Origin of the sequence: Aquabacter albus (assembly GCF_040049275.1) — a bacterium.
Classification (GTDB): domain Bacteria; phylum Pseudomonadota; class Alphaproteobacteria; order Rhizobiales; family Xanthobacteraceae; genus Aquabacter.
The window spans coordinates 439,257-461,223 of record NZ_JBDZDT010000002.1 but is presented as its reverse complement, the minus strand read 5'-3'; the positions used below and the strand labels follow the sequence as shown (position 1 = coordinate 461,223).

The window sequence follows — 21,967 nt, the reverse complement described above, 5'->3', positions numbered from 1 at the left end:
GCGGCGATGGTGCTTTTACGCTGGTCGCTTATTGCCGGCTTCGCCGGAGCCTTGCGCTGGGTCCCGGATCTGCGCTTCGGCTTCGCCGTCGCTTGTCCGGGACAAAGGCCGCTCAATCGCTCGACTGCCGGATCGCCGCTTCCGCCTCGCCGATGGCGTCGGGCGTCCCCACGTGCATCCACACGCCTTCGAGCCGCAGCCCGTAGAGGCGCCCAGCCTCCCGCGCGCGGTCGAACACGAGGTTCAGGGAGAACGGCCCGTCCGGCGTATCCTCGAACAGACGCGGCGCGAACACCCCCGCGCCCGCATAGACGAAGGGCGCCACCAGCCGCTCCGGGCGGCGGGAGAGATGGCCCTCCCCGTCCATGGTGAAGTCGCCCACCCCGTCATAGCCGACGGAGAGCGCGGTGGCCGCCACCAGCAGCAGGCAGTCCATGCGCTCGGGATCGAAATTCGCAGCGAGGCGCGAGAGGTTCGGCCGCACGCCCTCGATCCAGATGGTGTCGGCATTGATGGCGATGAAGGGCTCTTTTCCCAGCAACGGCAGCGCGTTCTTGGTGCCGCCCCCGGTCTCCAGCAGCCGGCCGCGCTCGTCGGAAACGTGGATGCGCGGCGTGCCGTTGCGCCCTTTCACATGGTGTTCCAGAAGGTCGGCATGGTGGTGCACATTCACCACCGCGTCCTCGATGCCGGAGGCCGCGAGCCGGTCCAGCACATGGTCCACCAGCGGGCGGCCGTCCACTTCCACCAGGGGCTTCGGCCGCGTGTCGGTGAGCGGGCGCATGCGGGTGCCCATGCCCGCCGCAAGCACCATGGCCTTATGGATCGTCACGTTTGGAAGTCCTTCGATGGCAGCACCGCCTCGTACCACATGCGCAGCGAGCCCAGCTCCTGGTGGCCGAGGCAGCGTGTCAGATAGCGCCGGATGCGGGGAAGGTGCCGCAGATAGTGAGGCTTGCGGTCGCGCTGGTTGAGGCGCGCGAAGATGCCGAGGATCTTGGTGGCGCGCTGGGCGCCCATGAGCGCATAGAGGTGCGCGAAGGTGCGGGCATCGAACGTGGGGTCCGCGCTGCGCCGGTGGCGCACATACTGGCCGATGAGGTGCAGTTCCAGGCTCTCGGGAATGTCGAGGCGCGCGTCCTGCGCCAGCGAGGCGACATCATAGGCGGCCGGGCCCATGACCGCGTCCTGAAAGTCGATGAGCCCCACCCGCTCGATGCCCTCGCGGTCCTTCAGCCAGATGAGGTTGGGCGAGTGATAGTCGCGCAGCACCCAGGTCTGGGGCTGGGACAGCACCGGGCCGAGCGCATTGCGCCAGAGCAGCATGAACTCCTCGCGCACCACCTGGTCGATGGCGATGCCCCGGAATGGCAGATACCAGTCCAGCATCAGCTCCACCTCGATGAGGAGCGCTTCGACGCCATAGGTGGGGAGGACATATTCGGTTTGCGGGGCAATGTGGAGGAGGCTCGGCAGGCGGCGGCCATGCAGCGTTGCGAGCACTTCTATGGCCGCCTCGTAGCGCGCCTTGATAGGCTCCGGCGGTGACCCTTCGATGACGCCGTCATCGCCGAAGTCTTCCAGGATCAGCAGGCCCCGGTCGAGGTCGGCGGCATAGATTTCCGGCGCGGAGAGCCCTTCCGCCTTCAGCCCCTTGGCCACCGCCACGAAGGCGCGCACGTCCTCGGCGAGATGGGCGAGGCGGCTATAGGGCAAGCCGCGCTTCACCGGCGGGCCGTCCGGCCGGCGCGGCGCGTTCATCAGCACCGCCGAGCGGTCCGGCAGGACGAGCCGGGCATAGGAGCGGGTGGAAGCATCGCCCTGCATGTAGCGGTGCTCCGCCCCGGCAAAACCGCTGGCCTCGATCAGGAGCTCGGCCACATGCAGCCGGTCGAGCCGTTCCACGAAGGCGCCCCTGCCCGTGAGCACCGCGCGCCGGGCATTGGGGCCGAGGTCGGGGGCGGCCTCCAGGGCGATCTCCAGCCGGTCCTCCGGCAGGCGGCCGCCGGCGCGGTCGGGCCATTCTACGATGGAGATGGCCTCGTCGGACAGCTCCTCCCAGCCGATCTCCTCCAGCTCGTCCGGGTCCTCCACGCGGTAGAGGTCGGCGTGCAGCACCTTGCCACGCGGCAGATCGTAGGGGATCACCAGGGAGAAGGTGGGGCTCGGCACCTCGATGGCCGGATCGTCGGCGAGCGCCCGGATGATGGCGCGCGCCAGCTCGGTCTTGCCCGCCCCGAGGTCGCCGGACAGGGCGATCACATCGCCGACAGAGAGCCAGGGCGTCAGCAGCGCCGCCAGTTGCCGGGTGGCGATGAGGCTTGCAAGGTCGACCGCGAAGGCCTCGGGATGGCCGGCGAGCCGCGCGAGGTGAATGGTCATGCGGCGGCCTCGCGACGCGGGGTGTCGAGCGGGAAGATGCAGACCGCCAGCGCCCCGCCGCCCTGCGCGCTGGTGAGCGAGACCGAGCCGCCATGCAGCTCCATGAAGGAACGCACTATGGAGAGGCCGAGGCCGACGCCCGCCCGGCCGCGCGCCACGGGGCGCGCCTCGAAGCGCTCGAACAGCGTCTCGGCCATTTCGGGCGCGATACCCGGGCCCTGGTCGCGCACCTTCAGATAAAGGGCATCCGGCCGCCGCTCGGCGCAGATGGTCACAGTGCCGCCCTTAGGCGAGACGGCGACCGCGTTGGAGAGGAGGTTGAAGAGGATCTGGCGCACCCGCCGCCCGTCCGCGACGAAGCTGCCCACGTCCGCAGGGGCGTCGATGGCAAGCTGAACGCCGGCCTCGGCGAGGAGGTCGCGCACCGCATCCGCCACCGCGTCCAGGGTCTCGCGCACATCCAGCTCGTGGCGGTCCAGCTCCATGGCGCCGGCATCGATGGTGGCGAGGTCCAGGATGTCGTCGATCAGCGCGCGCAGCGTGTCCGAGGACTGGCGCACATGGGAGAGGAATTCCTCCTGCCGCATGGTCAAGGCGCCGAAGCCGGGCTCGCCCAGCATATGGGCGTAGCCGATCAGCGTATTGAGCGGCGTACGCAGATGGTAGGAGACGTGGCCGACGAAGGCGTTCTTCAGCGCATCCGCCGCCTCCAGCGCCTGGTTGCGCTCCATCAGCGCCCGCGCCACCTTCACGCTGTCGGTGACATCCCGGAACGTCACCATGGTCCCGCCGTCCGGCAGCGGCTGGGCGGCGCCGTCCAGCACCCGCCCGTCCGCCCGCTCCAGGCGCAGCGTCTCGCCGCGCCGGTGCTCGATGGCTGTCACAACGGAACGGATGCGCGCCCAGGCCCGCGTCTCGCCGTGGAGTGGCCGGCACATGGCGGCCACCGCATCGATATGGGGTTTGTCACCCAGGGCCTGCGCGGTCAGCGACCAGAGCGCCAGGAACGCCTCATTGTGCAGCCGCAGCCGGCCGTCCGAGCCGAACACCGCAACCGCTTCCGCAAGCCCGTCCAGGGTCTCGCCCTGGATGCGGATGAGGCTGTTATAGCGGCTCTCCAGGGCCATGTGCTCGGAGACGTCCTCGAACAGATAGGTGACGCCGCCCTCCGCATTGGGGGTCGCCACCATGCGCAGCATCTGCCCGCCCGGCAGGTGCCACCAGTCATGCACCGGCTCCACCGCGCGGTAGGCTTCGCGCAAATGCTCGCGCCAGGCGCGGAAGTCCGCCTGCTCGGGCACGCGCCGCTGGGTGCGCAGGCGCTCCAGGATCTCGCTCTCGGTGGGGCGGGCATCGAGGAAGGGCGCGTCGAGGCCGAACAGGGTCTCGTAGGCGGAATTGTGGAACATCAGCCGCTCGTCGGCGCCGAACATGACGACGGCGGTGGCGAGCTGGTCCAGGGTGCGGCGATGGGCGGAGACGGTGCGCTCGATCTCGCGCTTCAGCCCCTCTTCCTCGGTGACATCCACCGCGAGGCCCGCCGCGCCCGCCGGCCCCGGCGCCTCGAAGACATCAAGCACCCGGCGTTCTCCGCCGGAGACCACCCGCGCCCGGCCGCGATAGGGCGCACCGCCCGTGCGGGCGAGCGCGGCGGCATCGCGCGTCGCCTGATCCAGCAATTCGAGGTTGCGGGCCACCGCATCGGCCGGCGAAGTGGCGGCAACGGCCTTGGCGAATGCCTCATTCACAGCGGCAAGGCCGCCATTTCCATCGCGCGTCCATGCCGGCTGAGGCGCGGCGGCGAACAAGGCGGCAGCGGACGGGGCGGCGAGCGTTCCTGCATTTTCCTTCGGCAGCAGGCGGGAGACAACGATACGGCTGCCGGCCGCCCCCCGCCCTTCCACCCGACGATGCACACCGTCGGCGCCGAGCACGGTCTGCGCGAAGGCTTCGCCCTCCCCCCGCAAACGCGCCAGCGGAGTGGCCAGAGCCTCGGCCGCGCTGTTGCCGAGCCAGGGCGACAGATCCACCTCCCCATCCTCTTTCGCGAGGGCGTCGTGGGCGAGCGCGGTGCCGAACAGATGGGGTTTTTCGCCCGCGCTCCAGATGATGCCGCCTTCGGCATCGGCGGCGATGAGTGCCTTGAGGGCGTGGAGGTCCGCGCGGGCGGCGGCGAGCGCGCGGGCGGGGCCATGCTCCGCCGTGCGGGTGCTGCGGCCGCGCAGGCCGTAATAAGCGGCCAGAGCGAGCGCGGCCGTGCAGCCGCCGAGCGCGAGCGCGGTCAGGAGCCCGTCCTGGGTGGAAAGCTGATCAAGTGCGAAGGCCGATGCCCCGGAGGTGCTGCCCAGCAACGCCCCCACGGCGCCGGCGGCACGAAGCCGGGCGGTGCTCCGGTTTCGGTCCGCCATGCGCCCCAACATATGGTTCGGCCCCATCCCATCGAGCGGGCTTTGGCCCCAGCGCCCAGCGCTTGAGGCCCGCGAATCAGTGTCACTTTATCGAAGGGGCCTTAGGGAGAGAAGTCGGAGGTGCCCCTGCGCGGTTCAGGCGTTGTCGAGTTCCGCCAGTTCGCGCGCCAGCGCCTCGCGGGCGGCCGGGAAATGGCCGACGAACGACAGGGCTGCATTGCGCACCATGCGCCCGGTGGTGGACGACAAGGCGGCGACGCGGGTCATCTTGTCGGTGAGGCCCACCACCTTCTTCGCCACCTCGTGGCGGGCGGGTGCCCAGGCTTCGATCCCCGTCTCCGATCCTGAACGCAGGGCCTCGGCCAGGGGGGTGGCGAGGGTCACCGCATCCTGGATGCCGGTGTTCATGCCCTGGCCGCCGGCCGGGCTGTGCAGGTGCGCGGCATCCCCGCAGAGCAGGATGCGGCCGGCCCGCGGGGTCGAGACGACCCTGTGGTGGATGTGGAAGCGCGACGCCCAGACGGTCTCGCGCACCTGCGCTTCCCCCACGCCCGTGCCGCGCACATCCAGCATCTCCTGCACGAAGGCGGTGTCCAGCGCCTCGGGCAAGGCATCGGAGGTGGCGACGATGCGGTAGCGGTCCGGCGCGCCCGGCAGGGGCGCCACCATCACGAAGCCCTCCAGGGAGAAGAACAGCGTCACCTCGTCCCGGCTGATGGGCCATGCCATGTGGACGTCCGCCAGGACAAAGTCCTGGTCATAGGTGCCGCCGTGGAAATCGACGCCCGCCGCCTCGCGGGCGAGGCTGCGCGCCCCGTCGCAGCCCACCACCCATTTGGCGGTGATGGTCTTCGTCACGCCATCGCGAACAATGTCCACCTCCGCATGATCCGCTTCCGGACGAATGGCGACCGCCTCCGCGGGCCGCAGCACATCGCCCCCGAGCGCCTTCAGGCGGGAGAGAAGCACCGCCTCGGTGCGGTCCTGGGGGATCATGAGCGTGAAGGGATAGGCGGACGGCAGGTGGTCGAACGTCACCGTCGCCAAGGTTTTTCCGCCCTCGCGGACGCGGAACACCGGAACCTTGATGCCTTCCGCCAGAAGGAGCGGGGTTGCGCCCAGCGGCTCCAGGATCTCCAGGGTGCGCGCATGCACCACCGCCGCGCGGGAGGTGTTCGCCCCTTCGGCATGCTTTTCGATCACCAGGGCGTCCACCCCTTGCCGGCGCAATTCGCCGGCGAGCGCAAGGCCCGTGGGCCCGGCGCCGATGATCAGAACGTCAATCGCATCCGGCACATCGATCATGACGACCTCCAGGCAGACGCCTGCTCAACCCGTTCAGAAACACACCGCGCGTATCATGAGAACGGCCTGACGGCACCTGGCCGGAGGACGTGTCACAGCCCTTCGAACAGGGCCGTGGAAAGATAGCGTTCGGCGAAGGACGGCACGATGACGACGATGCTCTTGCCCGCCATGTCCGGCCGCGCGCCCAGTTCCAGCGCCGCCGCCACTGCCGCGCCGGAGGAGATGCCGCCGGGAATGCCCTCATAACGAGCAAGCGCGCGGGCGGTGTCGAAGGCGGTCTGGTTGCCCACCGTCATCACCTCGTCGATGACCGAGCGGTCCAGCACCTCCGGCACGAAGCCGGCGCCGATGCCCTGAATCTTGTGCGGGCCGGGCTGGCCGCCGGAGAGGACCGGGCTGTCCTCCGGCTCCACCGCCACCATCTTGATGGACGGCTTGCGGGCTTTCAGCACCTGGCCGACGCCGGTGATGGTGCCCCCCGTGCCGACGCCGGAGACCACCACGTCCACCTTGCCGTGGGTGTCGTTCCAGATCTCCTCCGCCGTGGTGCGGCGGTGGACTTCCGGGTTCGCCTTGTTCTTGAACTGCTGGGGCATCACCGCCCGCGGCAGATCGCGCAGCAATTCCTCGGCCTTGCCCACAGCGCCCTTCATGCCCAAAGCGGCCGGGGTGAGCACCAGTTCGGCGCCCAGCAGCGCCAGCATCTTGCGGCGCTCCACCGACATGGATTCCGGCATCACCAGGATCAGCCGCAGCCCCCGCGCCGCCGCCACGAAGGCGAGCGCGATGCCGGTATTGCCCGAGGTGGGCTCCACCAGCACGGTGTCGGGATGCAGCACGCCGGCCTCGTCCATGGCGTCCACCATGGCGACGCCGATGCGGTCCTTCACGCTGGCGATGGGGTTGAAGAATTCAAGCTTGGCCAGGATCTCGGCCTTCACGTCGCGCAGCTCGGGCAGGCGCTTCAGGCGCACCAGAGGCGTGTCGCCGATGGTCTCGGTGATCGAATCATAGACCCGGCCGCGGCCGGGCTTGAACGCGCTTTCCGCCATGGACGGCACTCCCATTGCCTGATTGCTTGCGGGCGAGCTTAAGCTCCGCCCCTCAGATGGTGAAGTCGATGCGGTCGTGCTCCGAGCCGTGCCCCTTATTGTCGGCGGCGCGGCACAGATCTTCCAGCGTCACGGTGTCGAGGGCGCTGTCGAACGTGTCCTCGGCGGCAGCGACCGCCGGCTGGACCACCTCGGTGACCAGCGGGGGAAGGATGATCTCCTTCTCCTCGTCTCCCTCCACCACGCGCACGATCTCGGCCACCGAGACGCGGCGGCGCTCGCGGGCCAGCTCATAGCCCCCGCGCGGGCCGCGCACGCCCTTCAGAACGCCGGCATGCACCAGGGCCTGGAGCACCGGCTCAAGGCGGCGGGGAGGAAGATTGTGGCGCGCCGCGAGCGCCTTCGCCGCCACGGGAGTACCCCGGGCGTGAACGGCGACATCGACAACGGCGGCAATGGCGAGGAGGCTTTTGTCCGATAAACGCGGCATGTGGCTGTGGCTATTTTAATTCCGGCGCGCCGTGCAGACCGGTCGATCCAAATCCACCGGCGCCGCGTGCAGTTTCTTTCAATTTTCCGTTTTCTACCAGCTTTATTCGCGTGACGGGGGCCACCACCAGCTGCGCGATGCGCATGCCGCGGGTCACCTCGAATGGCTCATGCCCATGATTTATAAGGATAACCTTCACTTCCCCCCGATAGTCCGCATCCACCGTCCCGGGGGCGTTGAGCACGGTGACGCCGGACTTCAGGGCGAGTCCCGAGCGCGGACGTACCTGCCCCTCGAAGCCCTCCGGCAGAGCGAAGGCGAGGCCGGTGGGCACGGCGGTGCGCATGCCGGGGGCAAGAATGAGGGGGGCGTCCACGGGAATCGCGGCCAAAAGATCGAGCCCCGCCGCGCTCGCGCTGGCATAGTCCGGCAGCGGCAGGTCGGCCCCATGGGGCAGCCGCTCGACATCCACATGAAGGCTCATGCGGCGCTCCCGGCGAGCGAGCCCGCAATGCGCGCCACCAGCTTGCGCGCCACCTCGCTCTTGCTGGCGGACGGCCAGTCCTCCACCCCGTCCGCGCTCACCAGATGCACCGTGTTGGCGTCCCCGCCCATGATGCCGGTGGCGGGGGAGACGTCGTTCGCGACGATCCAGTCGCAGCCCTTGCGCAGGCGCTTCGCCTTGGCGTTGGGCACCACATTCTCGGTCTCGGCGGCGAACCCCACCACAAGGCGGGGACGCAGCGTGTGATGGTGGGAGACGGAGGCGAGGATGTCGGGATTCTCCACCAAAGCGAGAGCGGGCGCCCCCTCTCCTTCCTTCTTGATCTTCTGCGCGGATGCGCTCGCCACCCGCCAGTCTGCCACCGCAGCGGCAAAGATTGCGGCATCCACCGGCAGGTGCTCCTCCACCGCCGCCAGCATTTCCTGCGCGCTCTCCACCCGGATGAGGGTGACGCCGCGCGGGTCCGGCACGTCCACGGGGCCGGAGATCAGCACCACCTCGGCGCCAGCCGCCACAGCGGCCGCAGCGATGGCATGGCCCTGCTTGCCGGAGGAGCGATTGGCGATATAGCGCACCGGGTCGATGGGCTCATGGGTCGGGCCGGACGTGATGAGGATGCGCCGCCCCTTCAGCAGCACGCCCTCGTCGCCGAAGCGCGCCTCGATGGCGGCGAGAAGTTCCAGCGGCTCCGCCATGCGGCCCTCGCCGAACTCGCCCCGCTCCGCCATGGCGCCGGCATTGGGGCCGACGAAGAACACGCCGTCCTCCTTCAGCCGTGCGACGTTCCGGCGGGTGGCGGGATGGCCCCACATGCGCGGGTTCATGGCCGGCGCCATGAGCACCGGCTTGTCGGTGGCGAGCAGCGCTGTGGAGGCAAGATCGTCCGCAAAGCCGTTGGCGGCCTTTGCCATGAGGTCGGCGGTGGCGGGGGCGACCACCACGAGGTCCGCATCGCGGGAGAGGCGGATATGGCCGATATCGTGCTCGGCGGTGAGGTCGAACAGATCGCCGAACACCCGCTCTCCGGAGAGCGCGCCCACCGAGAGGGGGGTCACGAATTGCTTCGCTGCCTCGGTGAGGATGACCCGCACCGTGGCACCGCGTTCCTTCAGGCGGCGGATCAGGTCCAGGCACTTATAGGCGGCGATCCCTCCGCCAATGATGAGCAGGATGCGACGTTCGTGAAGCATGGAACCCGTCTCCGCGCGGACCGCCCTTGGGATAGCAGGAAATGATGCGGATGTGGACGCCGGCTTGAAGCGCGCTACTTAAACGCCAGCAGCAGCAGCGCCACCGCGATCACCCACAGCGCCGCATTGCCCCAGAAGGCGCGGCGGGCCTCGGCGCGGCCGATGCCTTCCAGCGTCTCGGGCGAGAGCGACAGGCCGTTGCGCGTCGCCTCGTCGAGCTGGGTGACCACCCGCCCCGCCCGGGTGAGCAGATTGGGCGCATCCAGAACGAAATGGCCCACCTCCCCGATCCCCACTCCCGCGTCCTGCAAACGCCCCACGGGGCCGAGATTGCGGGCGATCCAGTCCTCCACCACGGGGGCCGCGGTGGTCCACATGTTGAGCTGTGGGTCCAATGAGCGGGCGACGCCCTCCACCACCACCATGGTCTTCTGCAGCAGCAGCAGCTCCGGCCGCGTCTTCATGTCGAACAGAGCGGTGACTTCCAGCAGCAGCGACAGCAGCTTCGCCATGGAGATCTGCTCGGCGCTGCGGGAATGGATGGGCTCGCCGATGGCACGGATGGCGAGGGAAAAATCCTCCACCGAATGGTGCATGGGCACGTAGCCCGCTTCGAAATGCACCTGCGCCGTACGCCGCCAGTTGCGGGTGATGAAGCCGTAGAGAATCTCCGCCAAAAACCGCCGCTCGCGGGCGCCGAGGCGGCCCATGATGCCGCAATCCACCACCGCGAGCCGCCCCTCGCTGTCCACGAACAGATTGCCGGGGTGCATGTCGGCATGGAAGAAGCCGTCGCGCATGGCCTGCCTGAGGAAGGACTGCATGACGATGCGCGCGAGCGCCTTCAAATCATGCCCCGCCGCCTCCAGAGCGGTGCGGTCGGACAGCTTGATGCCGTCGATCCATTCGGTGGTGAGCACCTCACGGCCGGAGCGGTCCCAGTCCACGCTCGGCACATAGATTTCGGCGTCGTCCTTCGTGTTCTCCTTCAGCTCCGTATAGGCGGCGGCCTCCAGCCGCAGGTCCATTTCCATGGAGACGGAGCGCGCCAGCGTCTCCACCACCGCCTCCAGCCGCAGGCGCCGGGCCTCGGGGAAGTTGCGCTCGGTGAAGGCGGCGACGCGGCGGAAGCTCGCCATGTCGCGGGTGAAGCGGTGGGTGATGTCGGGCCGCAGCACCTTCACCGCCACCGTGCGGGTGCCGTCCGCATCCACCACCTGGGCCTTGTGGACCTCGGCGATGGAGGCGGCCGCCACCGCCGGGCCGAAGACCGCGAAGGCGGACACGATAGGCCGGTCCAGCGCTTCCGCCACCGTTGCCTCGGCGATCGCCTGCCCGAAGGGCGGCATGCGATCCTGGAGCACCTCGAGATCGCGGGCCACGGTCGCGCCCACCACGTCCGGGCGCGTCGCCAGGAACTGGCCGAGCTTCACATAAGACGGGCCGAGCCGGCTCAAGGCGGCGGAGAGGCGCGCGGCGCGGCTGCCGGCGTCGCGGCGCGCGATGAGCTGGCCGAGGCGCAGCAGCGGGCGGGCGGCGGGCGGCACGGCGCCGGGCGAGATCAGGCTCAGCACGCCTTCGCGCGCCAGCACGTAGCCGGCGCGGATGAGGCGGGCGAGATCGGCAAGAAGGAAGATCACGCGTCAGTCCCAGAAGCGGCGCCTAAAGCGCGATCAAATGCGGTGGCCGGAATGGAGCGCGACGACGTTGCCGGTCATGGATGTGAAGGACACCCGCCCGAACCCCGCCTCCAGCATCATGCGCGCGAACGTCTCCGGCGGCGGAAAGCGGCGGATGGATTCGACCAGATAGCGGTACGGCTCCGCATCCCCCGCCACGCGCCGGCCGATCTCGGGAATGAGCCGGAAGGAATAGAGCTCATAGAGCTTGTCGAGCATGGGAATGTCGACCTGGGAGAATTCCAGCACCAGCGCCCGTCCGCCCGGCTTCAGCACACGGCGCATCTCGGCCAGGGCCAGGGGGATGCGCGGAACGTTGCGGATGCCGAACGCGATCGTGACGGCGTCGAAATAGGCGTCGGGGAAAGGCAGGGATTCGGCATTGGCCTCGGTGAACTCGACCCTGGTGTCGAGCCCCGCCTTGCGGGCGCGCTCGCGGCCCACTTCCAGCATCTCGGTGTTGATGTCAGCGACGATGGCGCGGGTGCCCTCCCCGCCCGCGCGCACCACGCGGAACGCCACGTCGCCGGTGCCGCCGGCGAGGTCCAGCAGCAGGAACGGCCGTGCGCCCTGGGGCGGGCGCACCTTTGAGACCAGCGCGTCCTTCCAGGCCCGGTGCAGGCCGCCGGACATGAGGTCGTTCATGATGTCGTAGCGGCGCGCCACCTTGTGGAAGACGTCGTCCACGAGGTGCTGCTTCTCGCCCAGCGGCACGGTGCGGTAGCCGAAATGGGTCTCTGCGGCGTCCTGATGGTCCTGTGGCATCGCGGCTCTTGGGGTTCCGTGCGGAATTCGCCGGAACCTTACCGGATCGCGCCGGGCCGCGCCATGCGGCGGGGTACGCACACCTTGTCCGTCTCCCAGTCACCTCCGTCATGGCCGGGCTTGAGCCGGCCATCTCCCTCAGGACAGGGCGCCAGGCGCTGCGGGAGGTCCCCGGGTCAAGCCCGGGGATGACGGTCCAAGAGGGTAATCGTGGCGCAGAACAGGGCCGCCTACCGCTTCAACCAGCGGGACCGGGCGCTCTCCACGCTGTCGATCTGATCCAGCGGCAGCATCTCCAGCTCAAGGAAGCCATGGGCGTCACGCGAGCGGGGGCGCGGCGGGGTGCGGAATGCCGAAGATGTCTTCGGCCGGCGCATCTCGATTTCCTGCCGCATCGGAAACACCGGAACATTGATGGTAAATGTCATGGCAATCTCCGACATGGTTAACGTTCCGTATACGCGGCACGCATGGGCGAAAAAGAGGGATTTACTGTCTAGGCATCTGGAAAGCCGCCTAAACATTATCATCACCTCTTTTCGGCGGCCGGGAGCGTCGCCAGAGATCGGGGCGAATATTTGGCGCTGGCGCGGAGGAACCGGGATTATCCCAAGGCCAAGATGCAGCCTGTGGAAAGGTTCTATTCAGCAGCGGGGCGGGCCAGCCGGCGCTGGGCCAGGAGTGCCCGAAGGGCAGCCGGTTTCAACGGCTTGTGAAGCACCGCCATGTCGGCGGCGCGGGCCGCGTCACGCACCTTGCGGGTCCGGTCGGCGGTGATGAGCACGGCCGGCAGCTGCCCCAGCTTCCAGCGCAGGCTGGTGACCGCATCGACCCCGTGGCCGCCATCTAGGTGATAGTCCACCAGCACATAGTCCGGCTGGAGCTTGGCGGCGCGCACCTCGCGCAGCGCGCTCGCCGCGTCCCGCGCCTTGATGACGGTGCAGCCCCATCCGGTGAGCAGCAATTCCATGCCCTCGAGGATGGTCGCCTCATTGTCGATGGCGAGGATGACAAGCCCTTCCAGCGGCGCCGGGCCCGCGCCGACGCCGCGCGGCGCCACTGCCACCTCCGGCAGGGCCACGGCGATCGGTAGTTCCACCGCAAAGCTGGACCCCTTGCCCAGGACGGAGCGGATGGTGACGGGATGCTCCAGCACCCGCGCGATTCGCTCGACGATGGAGAGCCCGAGCCCGAGCCCGCGCGCCTCCCGCGCGCCCTGGTCGAGCCTCTGGAACTCCTGGAACACCAGCTTGTGCTTGGAGCGCGGGATGCCCATGCCGGTGTCGATCACCTCCACGCGCAGCTTGCCGCGCCGCCGCCGGCAGCCCACCAGCACGCGGCCCTTGGGGGTGTATTTGATGGCGTTGGAGATGAGGTTCTGCAGCAGGCGCCGCAGCAGGCGCCGGTCCGAGCGCACGGTGAGGGAGGACGGCACGAAGGTGAGCGTCAGCTTTTTCTCCGCCGCCAGCGGCGCGAATTCCAGCTCCAGCTGCTTCAGCACGTCGTTCACCCGGAACGGCGCGATCTCCGGCCGCATGGCCCCGCTGTCGAGCCGGGAAATGTCGAGCAGGGCCGAGAGGATCTCCTCCACCGCCTCCAGGGAGGAATCGATATTGCCGGCGAGCCGCGCCTGATCCGGCGCCTGGGCGCGCTCCACGAGGCTGGTCACATAGAGCCGGGCGGCGTTCAGCGGCTGGAGGATGTCGTGGCTCGCGGCGGCGAGAAAGCGGGTCTTGGAGACATTGGCCTCGTCCGCTGCCGTGCGCGCCCGCTCCAGCGCATGGTTGAGGCGTTCCAGCTCGTCCGTGCGCTCGCGCACCCGGCGCTCCAGGGTCTCGTTGGCGCGCTCCAGCGCCATCTCGGCATCCACCGAGGCGGTAATGTCGGTGAAGGTGACGACGATGCCGCCGTCCGGCAGCGGGTCCGAGCGCGCCTCGATGGAGGAATTGAGGTGCTTCAGCCGCTCCTGGCATCCCGGTCCGCCCGCGGCATAGCGGGCGAGGCGCGCGTCGAAATCGGCGGCGGCGTCCTCCGGCTCCGCCTGGGCATGGCGCAGGATCTCCTCCAGCGTCACTCCGATGGCGTAGCATTCCGGCGGCAGGTCCAGCATCTCGCCGAACTGGCGGTTCCAGCAGACCAGATGCAGCTCGCGGTCGAACACCGCAATGCCCTGGCCCACATGGTCGATGGCGGTCTGGAGCAGCTCGCGATTGTACTGGATGGCGGCGGAGGCATCGTCCAGCAGCTTCAGCGCCGCCTTGGTGGAGACCGCGCGCTTGCGCAGCAGCAGCGAGAGCACGAGGCGCGATGAGGCCGCGCCGATGGCCGAGGCGAGCAGATGCTCCGCATGGCGCACAAGCTGCGCATCCGCCTCATGGCGCGGATCGAGCTTCAGGCCCCGGTCTCGGGCGAAAGCGGCAAAGGCGGACCGGGCGCGTTCCCCGCCGAGATAGCGGGCGACGGTGGTGATCAGCTCCTCCACCGTCACGGAGGAGCGCCAGCGCCGGAAATTGGGCCGCGGCACCGCCTGCTCGGAGGCGATGAACAGCCCCGCCTGCACCTGCTCGATGGAGGTGGGCTTGGTGAGCAGCGAAATGCCGATCAGGAGAAGCGTGTTGAGCCCGAGGCTCCAGGCGACGCCGTGGGCAAGCGGGCTCGCCGTGAGGCCCAGCAGATGGCCCGGCCGCAGCAGGGCGATGCCGAACGGCCCCGCCTCTACGAAGTCGTGCGGCACGAGGCCGGCATCCGCCAGCGTCGGCAGAAGCAGCGTATAGGCCCAGACCAATATGCCGACCAGGATGCCGGCAATGGCCCCCTTCGCGGTGGCGCGGCGCCAGATGAGGCCGGCGGCAAACGCTGGGCCCACCTGGGCGATGGCGGCGAAGGAGAGAAGGCCGATCTGGGCGAGCTGAACGTCGCCGGTGGTGCGGTAATAGAGATAGGTCAGCAGCAGGATGAGGAAGATCGCCGCCCGCCGCACGGAGAGCAGCACCCCCACCATGTCGTGCGGCGTCTGCTGCATCTCGCCGCGCGCCGCGCGCCGGCGCAGCAGCAGGGGCATGACGAGGTCGTTGGAGACCATGATGGACAGTGCCACCGTCTCCACGATCACCATGGCTGTCGCCGCGGAAAGCCCGCCCACGAAGGCGAGCAGCGCCAGATGCTCCGCGCCCGCGGCCAGCGGCACAGCGAGGACGAACACGTCCCGGTCCACCGTCTGGAGGGGGAACAGCACCATGCCCGCCAGCGCCACCGGCACCACGAACAGGTTGATGAGGACGAGATAGACGGGGAACAGCCAGCGCGCGCGCTTGATCTCCTCGACGCCCCGGTTCTCCACCACCCCCACATGGAACTGGCGCGGCAGCAGCACGAAGGCGCCGGCGGAGAGCACGGTCATTGTGACCCAGTTCTCCAGCGAGATACCCTGCTCGAAGGGTGCGATCACGCCGGTCTGGCGGGCGGAATCGACGATGGGGCCGAGGCCGTCGAACAGCAGGAAGGTGACGAAGAAACCCACCGCCAGGAAGGCCACGAGCTTGACGATGGATTCCGTCGCCACCGCCAGCATCAGGCCTTCCTGGTGCTCGGTGGCGTCCGCATGGCGGGTGCCGAACAGCACCGCGAAGGCCGCCATGGCGAAGGCCACGAACAGCGCGAGGTCACCACCGATAGAGCCCGGCAGCGGCTCGGAGCCGAGATGGCCCATCACCGCCAGGAGCGAGGAGGACACGGCCTTGAGCTGGAGGGAGATGTAGGGGATGGAGCCGACGATGGCGACCACGGTCACCAGCGCCGCGATGCCCTGGTGCTTGCCATATCGGGCCGCCAGGAAGTCGGCGATGGAGGTGATGTTGTGCGCCTTGGCGAGCCGCACGATGCGCATGAGGACGGGGGTGCCCGCCGCGATGACGATGATCGGCCCGAGATAGATGGTCAGGAAGTCGAAGCCCTGGGTGGTGGCGAGGCCCACCGAGCCGAAAAAGGTCCAGGAGGTGCAATAGACGGCCAGCGACAGGGAATAGATGAGCGGGCGCGGCGCGCCGCTCTTGTTCGCCCGGCGCAGCCTGTCCCCGAAGCTCGCCACGGCGAACAGCAGGCCGATATAGGCGAGCGCGACGACGACGACGACCCAGGCTTGCAGCATGTCCCTTCAGTCCCGCGCCGGGCGCGTTGGCGCGCTTGGATTTTCAATCCTTCACGTAAAGGCGCCTTGAGTCCAGGGGCGGCCTTGTCGGGGGCGCCGGCCGCGCCGGCCCGGACACCAGTCGCGCGGCCGCCAGCCGCGGTTCCGCGTCGCTTCTCCCGCAGTCCTTTCCACAGGGAACAAGCTCTGCCGTTGCGCTGTTGACTGCGGGAAGGCTGGAGAAATCGCGTGCGTGTCACCCTCATCCACAATTCTGGTGCCGGCGACGGGGTCTCAGACCCCCAGGAACTGGTCGATCTCCTGCGGGACCACGGCCATTCCGTCCATTACCGGTCGAGCAAGGACCCGGCGCTTGCCCAGGCCCTCACATGGCCGGCGGACCTCATCGTCACGGCGGGTGGGGACGGCACGGTCAGCAAGGTGCTGAAGCAATTGTCCGCCGACGCGCCGCCGGTCGGCATCCTGCCGCTCGGCACGGCCAACAACATCGCCGTGTCGCTGGGCATCTGCGGTGCGCAGGATGCGCTGATCGAGGGTTGGGAGAGCGCGAAGGTCGGCCATTTCGACATCGGTACCGTGGACAGCGCGGACGGCACCCGCAGCGTGGTCGAAGGCATCGGTATCGGCGCTTTCGCCGCCGCCATGCGCAAGCTGGACGACATCACCGGGCCCCCGGAGGAGCAGATCGCCCGCGCCCGCGCGGCCATCATCCGCGCCATGGAAACCAAGAAGCCCCGGACCGTCGAGCTGGATGTGGACGGGCGCCGCGCCACGCTGGACGTGATCTTCGCGGAGATCACCAACATCAGCAGGATCGGCCCCAAGATCAACCTCGCGCCCTGGGCAGAGCCCAATGACGGCAAGGCCGAGGTGGTCTATGCGACGGAGGAGAAGCGCGAGGCACTGGTGAACTGGCTAAAGGAAGGCGACTGGGGCGTCCAACCGCCGGTGGAATGTTTGAGTGGGCGGGAGATCACGGTCCTCACCGCCCATAAGCGCCTTCGGGTGGACGATGACCTGGATGTGTCCGTCGCCGCCCTTCCCCTCACGCTCGACATGAGCGGACGGAAGGCAACGATCCTCCTGCCGCGCGGACCGCATGAGGCGTGATCGCGCGCGCCCTTCCCGCAGTGCACCGCCGCCCATTCCCCTCTCCCGCTTGCGGGGGAGGGTTAGGCTGTATCGACATTCAAAATAGCGAATGATCTTCGACCTTTACGGTCGTCATGCCCGGGCTTGTCCCGGGCATCCACGTCTATCCCTCAAGCATCCGCCTAGCGGAGCCACGTGGATGGCCGGGACAAGCCCGGCCATGACGATGGTTCTTTGAGGCGATGCAGAAGTGAATGCTGGTCCAGCCTAGGGAGGGGAAAGGGCGCTCGCTGCAGATCCGGATGCGTTTTCCTGCTTGAAGAGCCCCCTCCCCAGCCCTCCCCCGCAAACGGGAGAGGGAGCCTGACGGGCGCCCACCTTTCAGAGCGAATTGCTTCCCGCCAGATCCACCAAAAACCCATGCAGCGCCTTCGCGGCGAGGCCGATATCCTGCGGGGAGGCGTATTCCCTGGGATTGTGGCTGCCGTTCTGCGAGCGCACGAACAGCATGGTCATGGGCAGCACCCCGCGGAAGACCATGGCGTCATGGCCCGCGCCAGAGGGCAGATGATGGGCGGGAACGCCGACCCGGTCCACAGCCGCCGCAAGCCGCGCACGCAGGTCCTCGTTGCAGGGCGCGGCCGGGGCATCGTGGCCCCAGGCGAGGTGGGGCGTGACGCCACGGCGGGCGGAGATCTCCTCAATCTCTCGCTCGATATCCACCACCGCCGCCTTGCGCACCAGATCATTCGAGGAGCGGACATCGATGGAGAACTGCACATCGCCCGGCACCACGTTCACCGCGCCGCCGGAAATGGCGAGCGTGCCCACGGTCGCCACCAGCGAGGCGGGCGCGACGTCGGCGGACCCGCGACGCTCCACCGCAAGGATGATCTCGGCCGCCGCCGTCAGCGCGTCCTGGCGCATGGGCATGGGCATCGTGCCGGAATGGGCCGCCTGCCCCTCAAGCCGCACGGTGCCGCGCGTGGCGCCGGCAATGGCCGTGACGATGCCGAGCGGAAGGCCGAGCGCATCAAGCACCGGCCCCTGCTCGATATGCACCTCCACATAGCCGAGCGTTCCGGCGGGATCGCGCGCGCAGGCGGAAATGGTCTCCACCGGCGCGCCGAAGGCCCGAAGCGCCACACGGCGGGACATGCCGTCGGCGTCCACATCGTCGAGGCAGGCGGGATCGAAGGTGCCGGCCAGCGCCCGCGACGAGGACAAGGTGGAGGGGAAGCGCACTCCCTCCTCGTCGGCGAACGCCACCACTTCGACGGCAAAGGGCAGCCGGCGGCCCTCCCGATGGAGTTGTTCGACAGCGGCGATGCCCACCAGCACGCCCAGATTGCCGTCATAAATGCCGGCATTGCGCACGGTGTCGATGTGCGAGCCGATGATGAGGGTCTTCGCATCCGGCCGGTCGGCAGCATAGCGGCCGACAATGGAGCCCGTGCCGTCCATATGAATCTGCTCCAGGCCCGCAGCCCGGAACCACTCGGCGACTTGCCCGGCAGCTTTCCTGTGCGCGGGGGAAAGGGACAGGCGGGTCATCTCCCCCGGCACGTCGGTGAAGGCAGCCAGCGCCTTCAGCCGCGCGACGATGGCCTCGCCGTCGAGGGCTTGGGCGCTGTTGGTGGGTGCCATTAAATATTCTTCCATTCCTTCACGAACGAACCGTCATGGCCGGGCTTGTCCCAGCCATTCACGCAGCGCCGCAAGTGTTCGCCTAACGGACAGGCGTGGATGCCCGGGACAAGCCCGGGCATGACGGCGATTCACAGCTATTCCCCTCACCCCGGCAGCATCTGCTCCAGGCGCAGCAGGGCGATGCGCTCGATCTGCTTCAGCGCTTCGGCCTGCTCCTGTTCCGGCGTGTTCTTCAGCCGCTTCTCGAAGGCGTTGAGCACCTCGTCCTTCGTGCGGCCGCGGATGGCCATGATGAAGACGAAGCCGAACTTCGCCATATAGGCCGCGTTGAGCTGCGTGAACGAGGCCTTCTCCGCAGGCGTCAGCCGGTCGAGGCCGGCGGAGGCCTGCTCCTCGCGGCTCTCGGTGGTCAGCATCTTCGCCGCCGCCAGCTTGCCCGCAAGGTCGGGATGGGCGTTGATCACGTCCATCTGCTGCCGGGGCGAAGCCGCGCGAAACACCTTCACCAAGGCGGCGTGGAGCCCGGCCGCCTTGTCCTGCTTCGGGCCGATTCCCGCCTCATAGGCCCCCTCGGCGATCCAGGGCGAATGCTCGAACACGCCCCCGAACCGCTCCACGAATAGCGCGCGGGACAGGCGGCTCGGCACATAGCCGCCGGGCGGGGGATGATGGGCGATCCAGTGACGGGCGATGTCGATGCGCCGCGCCACCCACACCTTCTCGTGCCCCTGAATGTAATCGAGGAAGCGCGCCAGCGCCGCCGCGCGACCCGGCCGCCCCACGAGGCGGTTGTGAAGGCCGATGGAGAGCATGCGCGGCACCGTCTCTCCTTCCGCATAGAGCAGGTCGAAGCTGTCCTTCAGATAGGTGAAGAACTGATCGCCATTGCTGAACCCGGCGGGGATGGAGAAGCGCATGTCGTTGGCGTCGAGCGTATAGGGCACCATCAGGAACGGCCCCTTCGGCCCTTCCACCCAATAAGGCAGCTCGTCCGCATAGCTGTCGGCGCAATAGAGGAAGCCGCCCTCCGCCATCGCCAGGGGCGTGGAATTCTCGGAGGAACGGCCCTGGTAGAAGCCCAGCGGGCGGGTGCCCGCCACCTCGGTGTGGATGCGGATGGCCTCCGCGATGTGCTTGCGCTCGGTCTTCTTCGGGATGTCCTTGTAGTCGATCCACTTATAGCCGTGGCTCGCCACCTCCCATCCGGCCGCGTTCATGGCCGCCACCGCCTCCGGGTGGCGTTCCATGGCGGTGGCGATGCCGAACACGGTCAATGGCAGGCCCCGCTCCGTGAACAGGCGGTGCAGCCGCCAGAAGCCGACGCGGGAGCCGAATTCGTAGATGCTCTCCATGTTCATGTGCCGCTGGCCGGGCCAGGGCGCCGCGCCGACGATCTCGGACAGGAAAGCTTCGGAGGCGGCGTCCCCATGGAGGATCGAGTTTTCCCCGCCCTCCTCGTAATTCATCACGAACTGCACCGCGATGCGCGCATCGCCCGGCCAGCGGGGGTGCGGCGGGGTGCGGCTATAGCCGATAAGGTCGCGCGGATAGGGTTTGGAGGTCATGTCAGGAGCCGCGATAGGTGGAATAGGCCCAGGGCGAGCACAGGAGGGGCACATGGTAATGCCCGTCCTCGGCCATGGAAAAGCGCAACGGGATCTGGTCGAGGAAGGCCGGCTCGGCGAGTTCGGCGCCCTGCGCCAGGAAATACGGCCCCATGTGGAACACCAGCTCATAGGTGCCGGCCGCGAAGCTCTCGCCCGCCAGGAGCGGGGCGTCCGTGCGGCCGTCCGCATTGGTGACATGGCGGGAGACGAAGTTGCGCGCGCCGTCGGCGGCGACGCGGAACAGTTCGATCTCCACCCCCAGCGCCGGCACGCCGTCGACCAGATCCAGCACGTGCGTCGACAGGCGTCCCATGTGTTCCCTCCGCTTTCTCCACACCAATATGGAAGATCCTTCCCCCGCGTCCACCTGACAACTGCCCTGCGGGGTCGCGCCTGAGGCATCATTGTCGCGTCAGTTGAAGGACCCCTGCCCATGACCCCCACCGAGGCCGCCCGCCTGGATGCCCTTATTGCCGAGCGCGAGGCGGCGCAGCGCGCCTTCCTGGCCGCGCTGGTGAAGACGCCCTCCGACAACCCGCCCGGCGATTGCGCGCCCCACGCCGCGCGCGCGGTGGAGCTGCTGGAAGCGCTCGGCCACACGGTGGAGCGCCACCACGTGCCGGAGGCGCGCGCCCGGGCGACGGGCATGATCTCCGCCACCAACCTCGTGGTGCGTCACCGCTTCGGCGAGGGCCCCACCATCGCCCTAAACGCCCATGGCGACGTGGTGCCGCCCGGCGAGGGCTGGTCGCAGGATCCCTATGGCGCGGCGGTGGTGGACGGCGAGATGTATGGCCGCGGCGCCGCCGTCTCCAAATCCGACTTCGCCACCTATGCGTTCGCACTCGATGTGCTGAAGCACTCCGGGCTGCCGCTGAAGGGCACGGTGGAGCTGCATTTCACCTATGACGAGGAGATCGGCGGCGAGATCGGCCCCGGCTTCCTCATCGGGGAAGGGCTGACCAAGCCCGATTACGTCATCTCCGCCGGCTTCTCCTATGCGGTGGTGGTGGCCCACAATGGCTGCCTGCACCTGGAGGTGGAGGTGGCCGGCAAGTCCGCCCACGCCGCCCTCCCCTTCACCGGAGTCGATGCGCTGGAGGCGACAACTGGCATCCTTGCCGCCCTCTATGCCTATCGCGACACGTTGAAGAAGACCGTCTCGGCGGTGCCGGGCATCGGCTCGCCGCAGCTCACGGTCGGCCTCATCTCCGGCGGCATCAACACCAATGTGGTGCCGGACCGCGTCACCTTCCGCCTCGACCGGCGCATCGTGCCGGAAGAACAACCGGAGGCGGTGGAGGCGGAGGTGCGCGCCGTCATCGAGAAGGGCGCCGCCGCCTTCCCGAAGGCCCGCATTTCCATCCGGCGCATCCTGCTCGCCCGCCCGCTGGTGCCGAGCGAGGCGACGCTGCACCTCTCGCAGGCCATCCAGCGCAATGCGGCCGAGGTTCTGGGCGAGGAGATTCCCGCCAAGGGCGTGCCGCTCTACACCGACGCGCGGCTCTATGCGGAAGCGGGCCATCCCGTGGTGCTCTACGGCGCCGGCCCGCGCACCATCGAGGAGGCCAACGGCCACCGCGCGGACGAGAAGCTGCGCCTCTCCGACCTGACGCTGGCGACACGGGTGATCACCCGCACGCTGGCGGACCTCCTCTCCTGATCGACATCAAGGCGGGCAGTAAACGTCCC

General features: G+C 68.7%; 17 protein-coding genes. 2 read left to right on the top strand and 15 right to left on the bottom strand.

The window, feature by feature from the left end; translation table 11 throughout:
• Positions 1-112 precede the first annotated feature (112 nt).
• The 12 genes from ABLE91_RS05140 to ABLE91_RS05085 form a co-directional block, all read right to left on the bottom strand.
• Positions 113-814 (bottom strand): nucleotidyltransferase family protein, encoded by a 702-nt coding sequence (locus tag ABLE91_RS05140; RefSeq protein ID WP_348929605.1) that lies wholly within the window; start codon positions 812-814, stop codon positions 113-115.
• 14 nt (positions 815-828) lie between these two features.
• Complete coding sequence (tsaE, locus tag ABLE91_RS05135) at positions 829-2,382, bottom strand: tRNA (adenosine(37)-N6)-threonylcarbamoyltransferase complex ATPase subunit type 1 TsaE (RefSeq protein ID WP_348929013.1); 1,554 nt, start codon at positions 2,380-2,382, stop codon at positions 829-831.
• Entirely contained in the window at positions 2,379-4,790 is a 2,412-nt protein-coding gene (locus tag ABLE91_RS05130) for a sensor histidine kinase (RefSeq protein ID WP_348929011.1), read from the bottom strand. Before ABLE91_RS05130 ends, tsaE begins: the two co-directional genes overlap by 4 nt.
• A gap of 135 nt (positions 4,791-4,925) precedes the next feature.
• Complete coding sequence (locus ABLE91_RS05125; protein WP_348929009.1) at positions 4,926-6,095, bottom strand: FAD-dependent oxidoreductase; 1,170 nt, start codon at positions 6,093-6,095, stop codon at positions 4,926-4,928.
• 92 nt (positions 6,096-6,187) lie between these two features.
• A complete protein-coding gene (gene cysK, locus ABLE91_RS05120; protein WP_348929007.1) occupies positions 6,188-7,150 on the bottom strand; it encodes a cysteine synthase A in 963 nt (320 codons plus the stop codon).
• 52 nt (positions 7,151-7,202) lie between these two features.
• Entirely contained in the window at positions 7,203-7,640 is a 438-nt protein-coding gene (locus ABLE91_RS05115) for an RrF2 family transcriptional regulator (protein ID WP_348929006.1), read from the bottom strand.
• 10 nt (positions 7,641-7,650) lie between these two features.
• Positions 7,651-8,124 carry a dUTP diphosphatase gene (dut, locus tag ABLE91_RS05110; protein ID WP_348929004.1) on the bottom strand — a complete coding sequence of 158 codons (474 nt, stop codon included), beginning with the start codon at positions 8,122-8,124 and terminating at the stop codon, positions 7,651-7,653.
• Positions 8,121-9,335 (bottom strand): bifunctional phosphopantothenoylcysteine decarboxylase/phosphopantothenate--cysteine ligase CoaBC, encoded by a 1,215-nt coding sequence (gene coaBC, locus ABLE91_RS05105; protein ID WP_348929003.1) that lies wholly within the window; start codon positions 9,333-9,335, stop codon positions 8,121-8,123. Before coaBC ends, dut begins: the two co-directional genes overlap by 4 nt.
• A gap of 74 nt (positions 9,336-9,409) precedes the next feature.
• Positions 9,410-10,975, bottom strand: a complete 1,566-nt coding sequence (gene ubiB, locus ABLE91_RS05100; RefSeq protein WP_348929001.1) for a 2-polyprenylphenol 6-hydroxylase — start codon at positions 10,973-10,975, stop codon at positions 9,410-9,412.
• Positions 10,976-11,008: 33 nt separating this feature from the next.
• On the bottom strand, positions 11,009-11,779 hold the full coding sequence (gene ubiE, locus ABLE91_RS05095) for a bifunctional demethylmenaquinone methyltransferase/2-methoxy-6-polyprenyl-1,4-benzoquinol methylase UbiE (RefSeq protein WP_348928999.1): 771 nt from the start codon (positions 11,777-11,779) through the stop codon (positions 11,009-11,011).
• Between the two features lie 230 nt (positions 11,780-12,009).
• Positions 12,010-12,207 carry a hypothetical protein gene (locus ABLE91_RS05090; RefSeq protein ID WP_348928997.1) on the bottom strand — a complete coding sequence of 66 codons (198 nt, stop codon included), beginning with the start codon at positions 12,205-12,207 and terminating at the stop codon, positions 12,010-12,012.
• Positions 12,208-12,419: 212 nt separating this feature from the next.
• The gene (locus ABLE91_RS05085) at positions 12,420-15,926 is read right to left on the bottom strand and encodes a PAS domain-containing hybrid sensor histidine kinase/response regulator (RefSeq protein WP_348928995.1); all 3,507 of its coding nucleotides are present in this window, start codon (positions 15,924-15,926) and stop codon (positions 12,420-12,422) included.
• Positions 15,927-16,154: 228 nt separating this feature from the next.
• Between ABLE91_RS05085 and ABLE91_RS05080 the strand changes: the two genes are divergently transcribed.
• Entirely contained in the window at positions 16,155-17,036 is an 882-nt protein-coding gene (locus ABLE91_RS05080; protein ID WP_348928993.1) for a diacylglycerol/lipid kinase family protein, read from the top strand.
• Positions 17,037-17,399: 363 nt separating this feature from the next.
• On the opposite strand, the gene ABLE91_RS05075 is transcribed toward ABLE91_RS05080, so the two are convergent.
• The 3 genes from ABLE91_RS05075 to uraH form a co-directional block, all read right to left on the bottom strand.
• Positions 17,400-18,665 carry an allantoate amidohydrolase gene (locus tag ABLE91_RS05075; protein WP_348928991.1) on the bottom strand — a complete coding sequence of 422 codons (1,266 nt, stop codon included), beginning with the start codon at positions 18,663-18,665 and terminating at the stop codon, positions 17,400-17,402.
• Between the two features lie 146 nt (positions 18,666-18,811).
• Positions 18,812-20,233, bottom strand: a complete 1,422-nt coding sequence (gene puuE / locus ABLE91_RS05070) for an allantoinase PuuE (protein ID WP_348928989.1) — start codon at positions 20,231-20,233, stop codon at positions 18,812-18,814.
• Position 20,234: 1 nt separating this feature from the next.
• The gene (gene uraH / locus ABLE91_RS05065; RefSeq protein ID WP_348928987.1) at positions 20,235-20,588 is read right to left on the bottom strand and encodes a hydroxyisourate hydrolase; all 354 of its coding nucleotides are present in this window, start codon (positions 20,586-20,588) and stop codon (positions 20,235-20,237) included.
• A gap of 120 nt (positions 20,589-20,708) precedes the next feature.
• Here uraH and ABLE91_RS05060 point away from each other — a divergent pair, with 120 nt between their 5' ends.
• Positions 20,709-21,938 (top strand): M20/M25/M40 family metallo-hydrolase, encoded by a 1,230-nt coding sequence (locus tag ABLE91_RS05060; protein ID WP_348928986.1) that lies wholly within the window; start codon positions 20,709-20,711, stop codon positions 21,936-21,938.
• The last annotated feature ends 29 nt before the right edge of the window (positions 21,939-21,967 follow it).

Bases quoted from the DNA above. Each gene is read 5' to 3' on its own strand.
- ABLE91_RS05140 (WP_348929605.1), bottom strand. From the start codon at position 814: ATGGTGCTTGCGGCGGGCATGGGCACCCGCATGCGCCCGCTCACCGAC.
- tsaE (WP_348929013.1), bottom strand. From the start codon at position 2,382: ATGACCATTCACCTCGCGCGGCTCGCCGGCCATCCCGAGGCCTTCGCG.
- ABLE91_RS05130 (WP_348929011.1), bottom strand. From the start codon at position 4,790: ATGGCGGACCGAAACCGGAGCACCGCCCGGCTTCGTGCCGCCGGCGCC.
- ABLE91_RS05125 (WP_348929009.1), bottom strand. From the start codon at position 6,095: ATGATCGATGTGCCGGATGCGATTGACGTTCTGATCATCGGCGCCGGG.
- cysK (WP_348929007.1), bottom strand. From the start codon at position 7,150: ATGGCGGAAAGCGCGTTCAAGCCCGGCCGCGGCCGGGTCTATGATTCG.
- ABLE91_RS05115 (WP_348929006.1), bottom strand. From the start codon at position 7,640: ATGCCGCGTTTATCGGACAAAAGCCTCCTCGCCATTGCCGCCGTTGTC.
- dut (WP_348929004.1), bottom strand. From the start codon at position 8,124: ATGAGCCTTCATGTGGATGTCGAGCGGCTGCCCCATGGGGCCGACCTG.
- coaBC (WP_348929003.1), bottom strand. From the start codon at position 9,335: ATGCTTCACGAACGTCGCATCCTGCTCATCATTGGCGGAGGGATCGCC.
- ubiE (WP_348928999.1), bottom strand. From the start codon at position 11,779: ATGCCACAGGACCATCAGGACGCCGCAGAGACCCATTTCGGCTACCGC.
- ABLE91_RS05090 (WP_348928997.1), bottom strand. From the start codon at position 12,207: ATGACATTTACCATCAATGTTCCGGTGTTTCCGATGCGGCAGGAAATC.
- ABLE91_RS05085 (WP_348928995.1), bottom strand. From the start codon at position 15,926: ATGCTGCAAGCCTGGGTCGTCGTCGTCGTCGCGCTCGCCTATATCGGC.
- ABLE91_RS05075 (WP_348928991.1), bottom strand. From the start codon at position 18,665: ATGGCACCCACCAACAGCGCCCAAGCCCTCGACGGCGAGGCCATCGTC.
- puuE (WP_348928989.1), bottom strand. From the start codon at position 20,233: ATGACCTCCAAACCCTATCCGCGCGACCTTATCGGCTATAGCCGCACC.
- uraH (WP_348928987.1), bottom strand. From the start codon at position 20,588: ATGGGACGCCTGTCGACGCACGTGCTGGATCTGGTCGACGGCGTGCCG.
- ABLE91_RS05060 (WP_348928986.1), top strand. From the start codon at position 20,709: ATGACCCCCACCGAGGCCGCCCGCCTGGATGCCCTTATTGCCGAGCGC.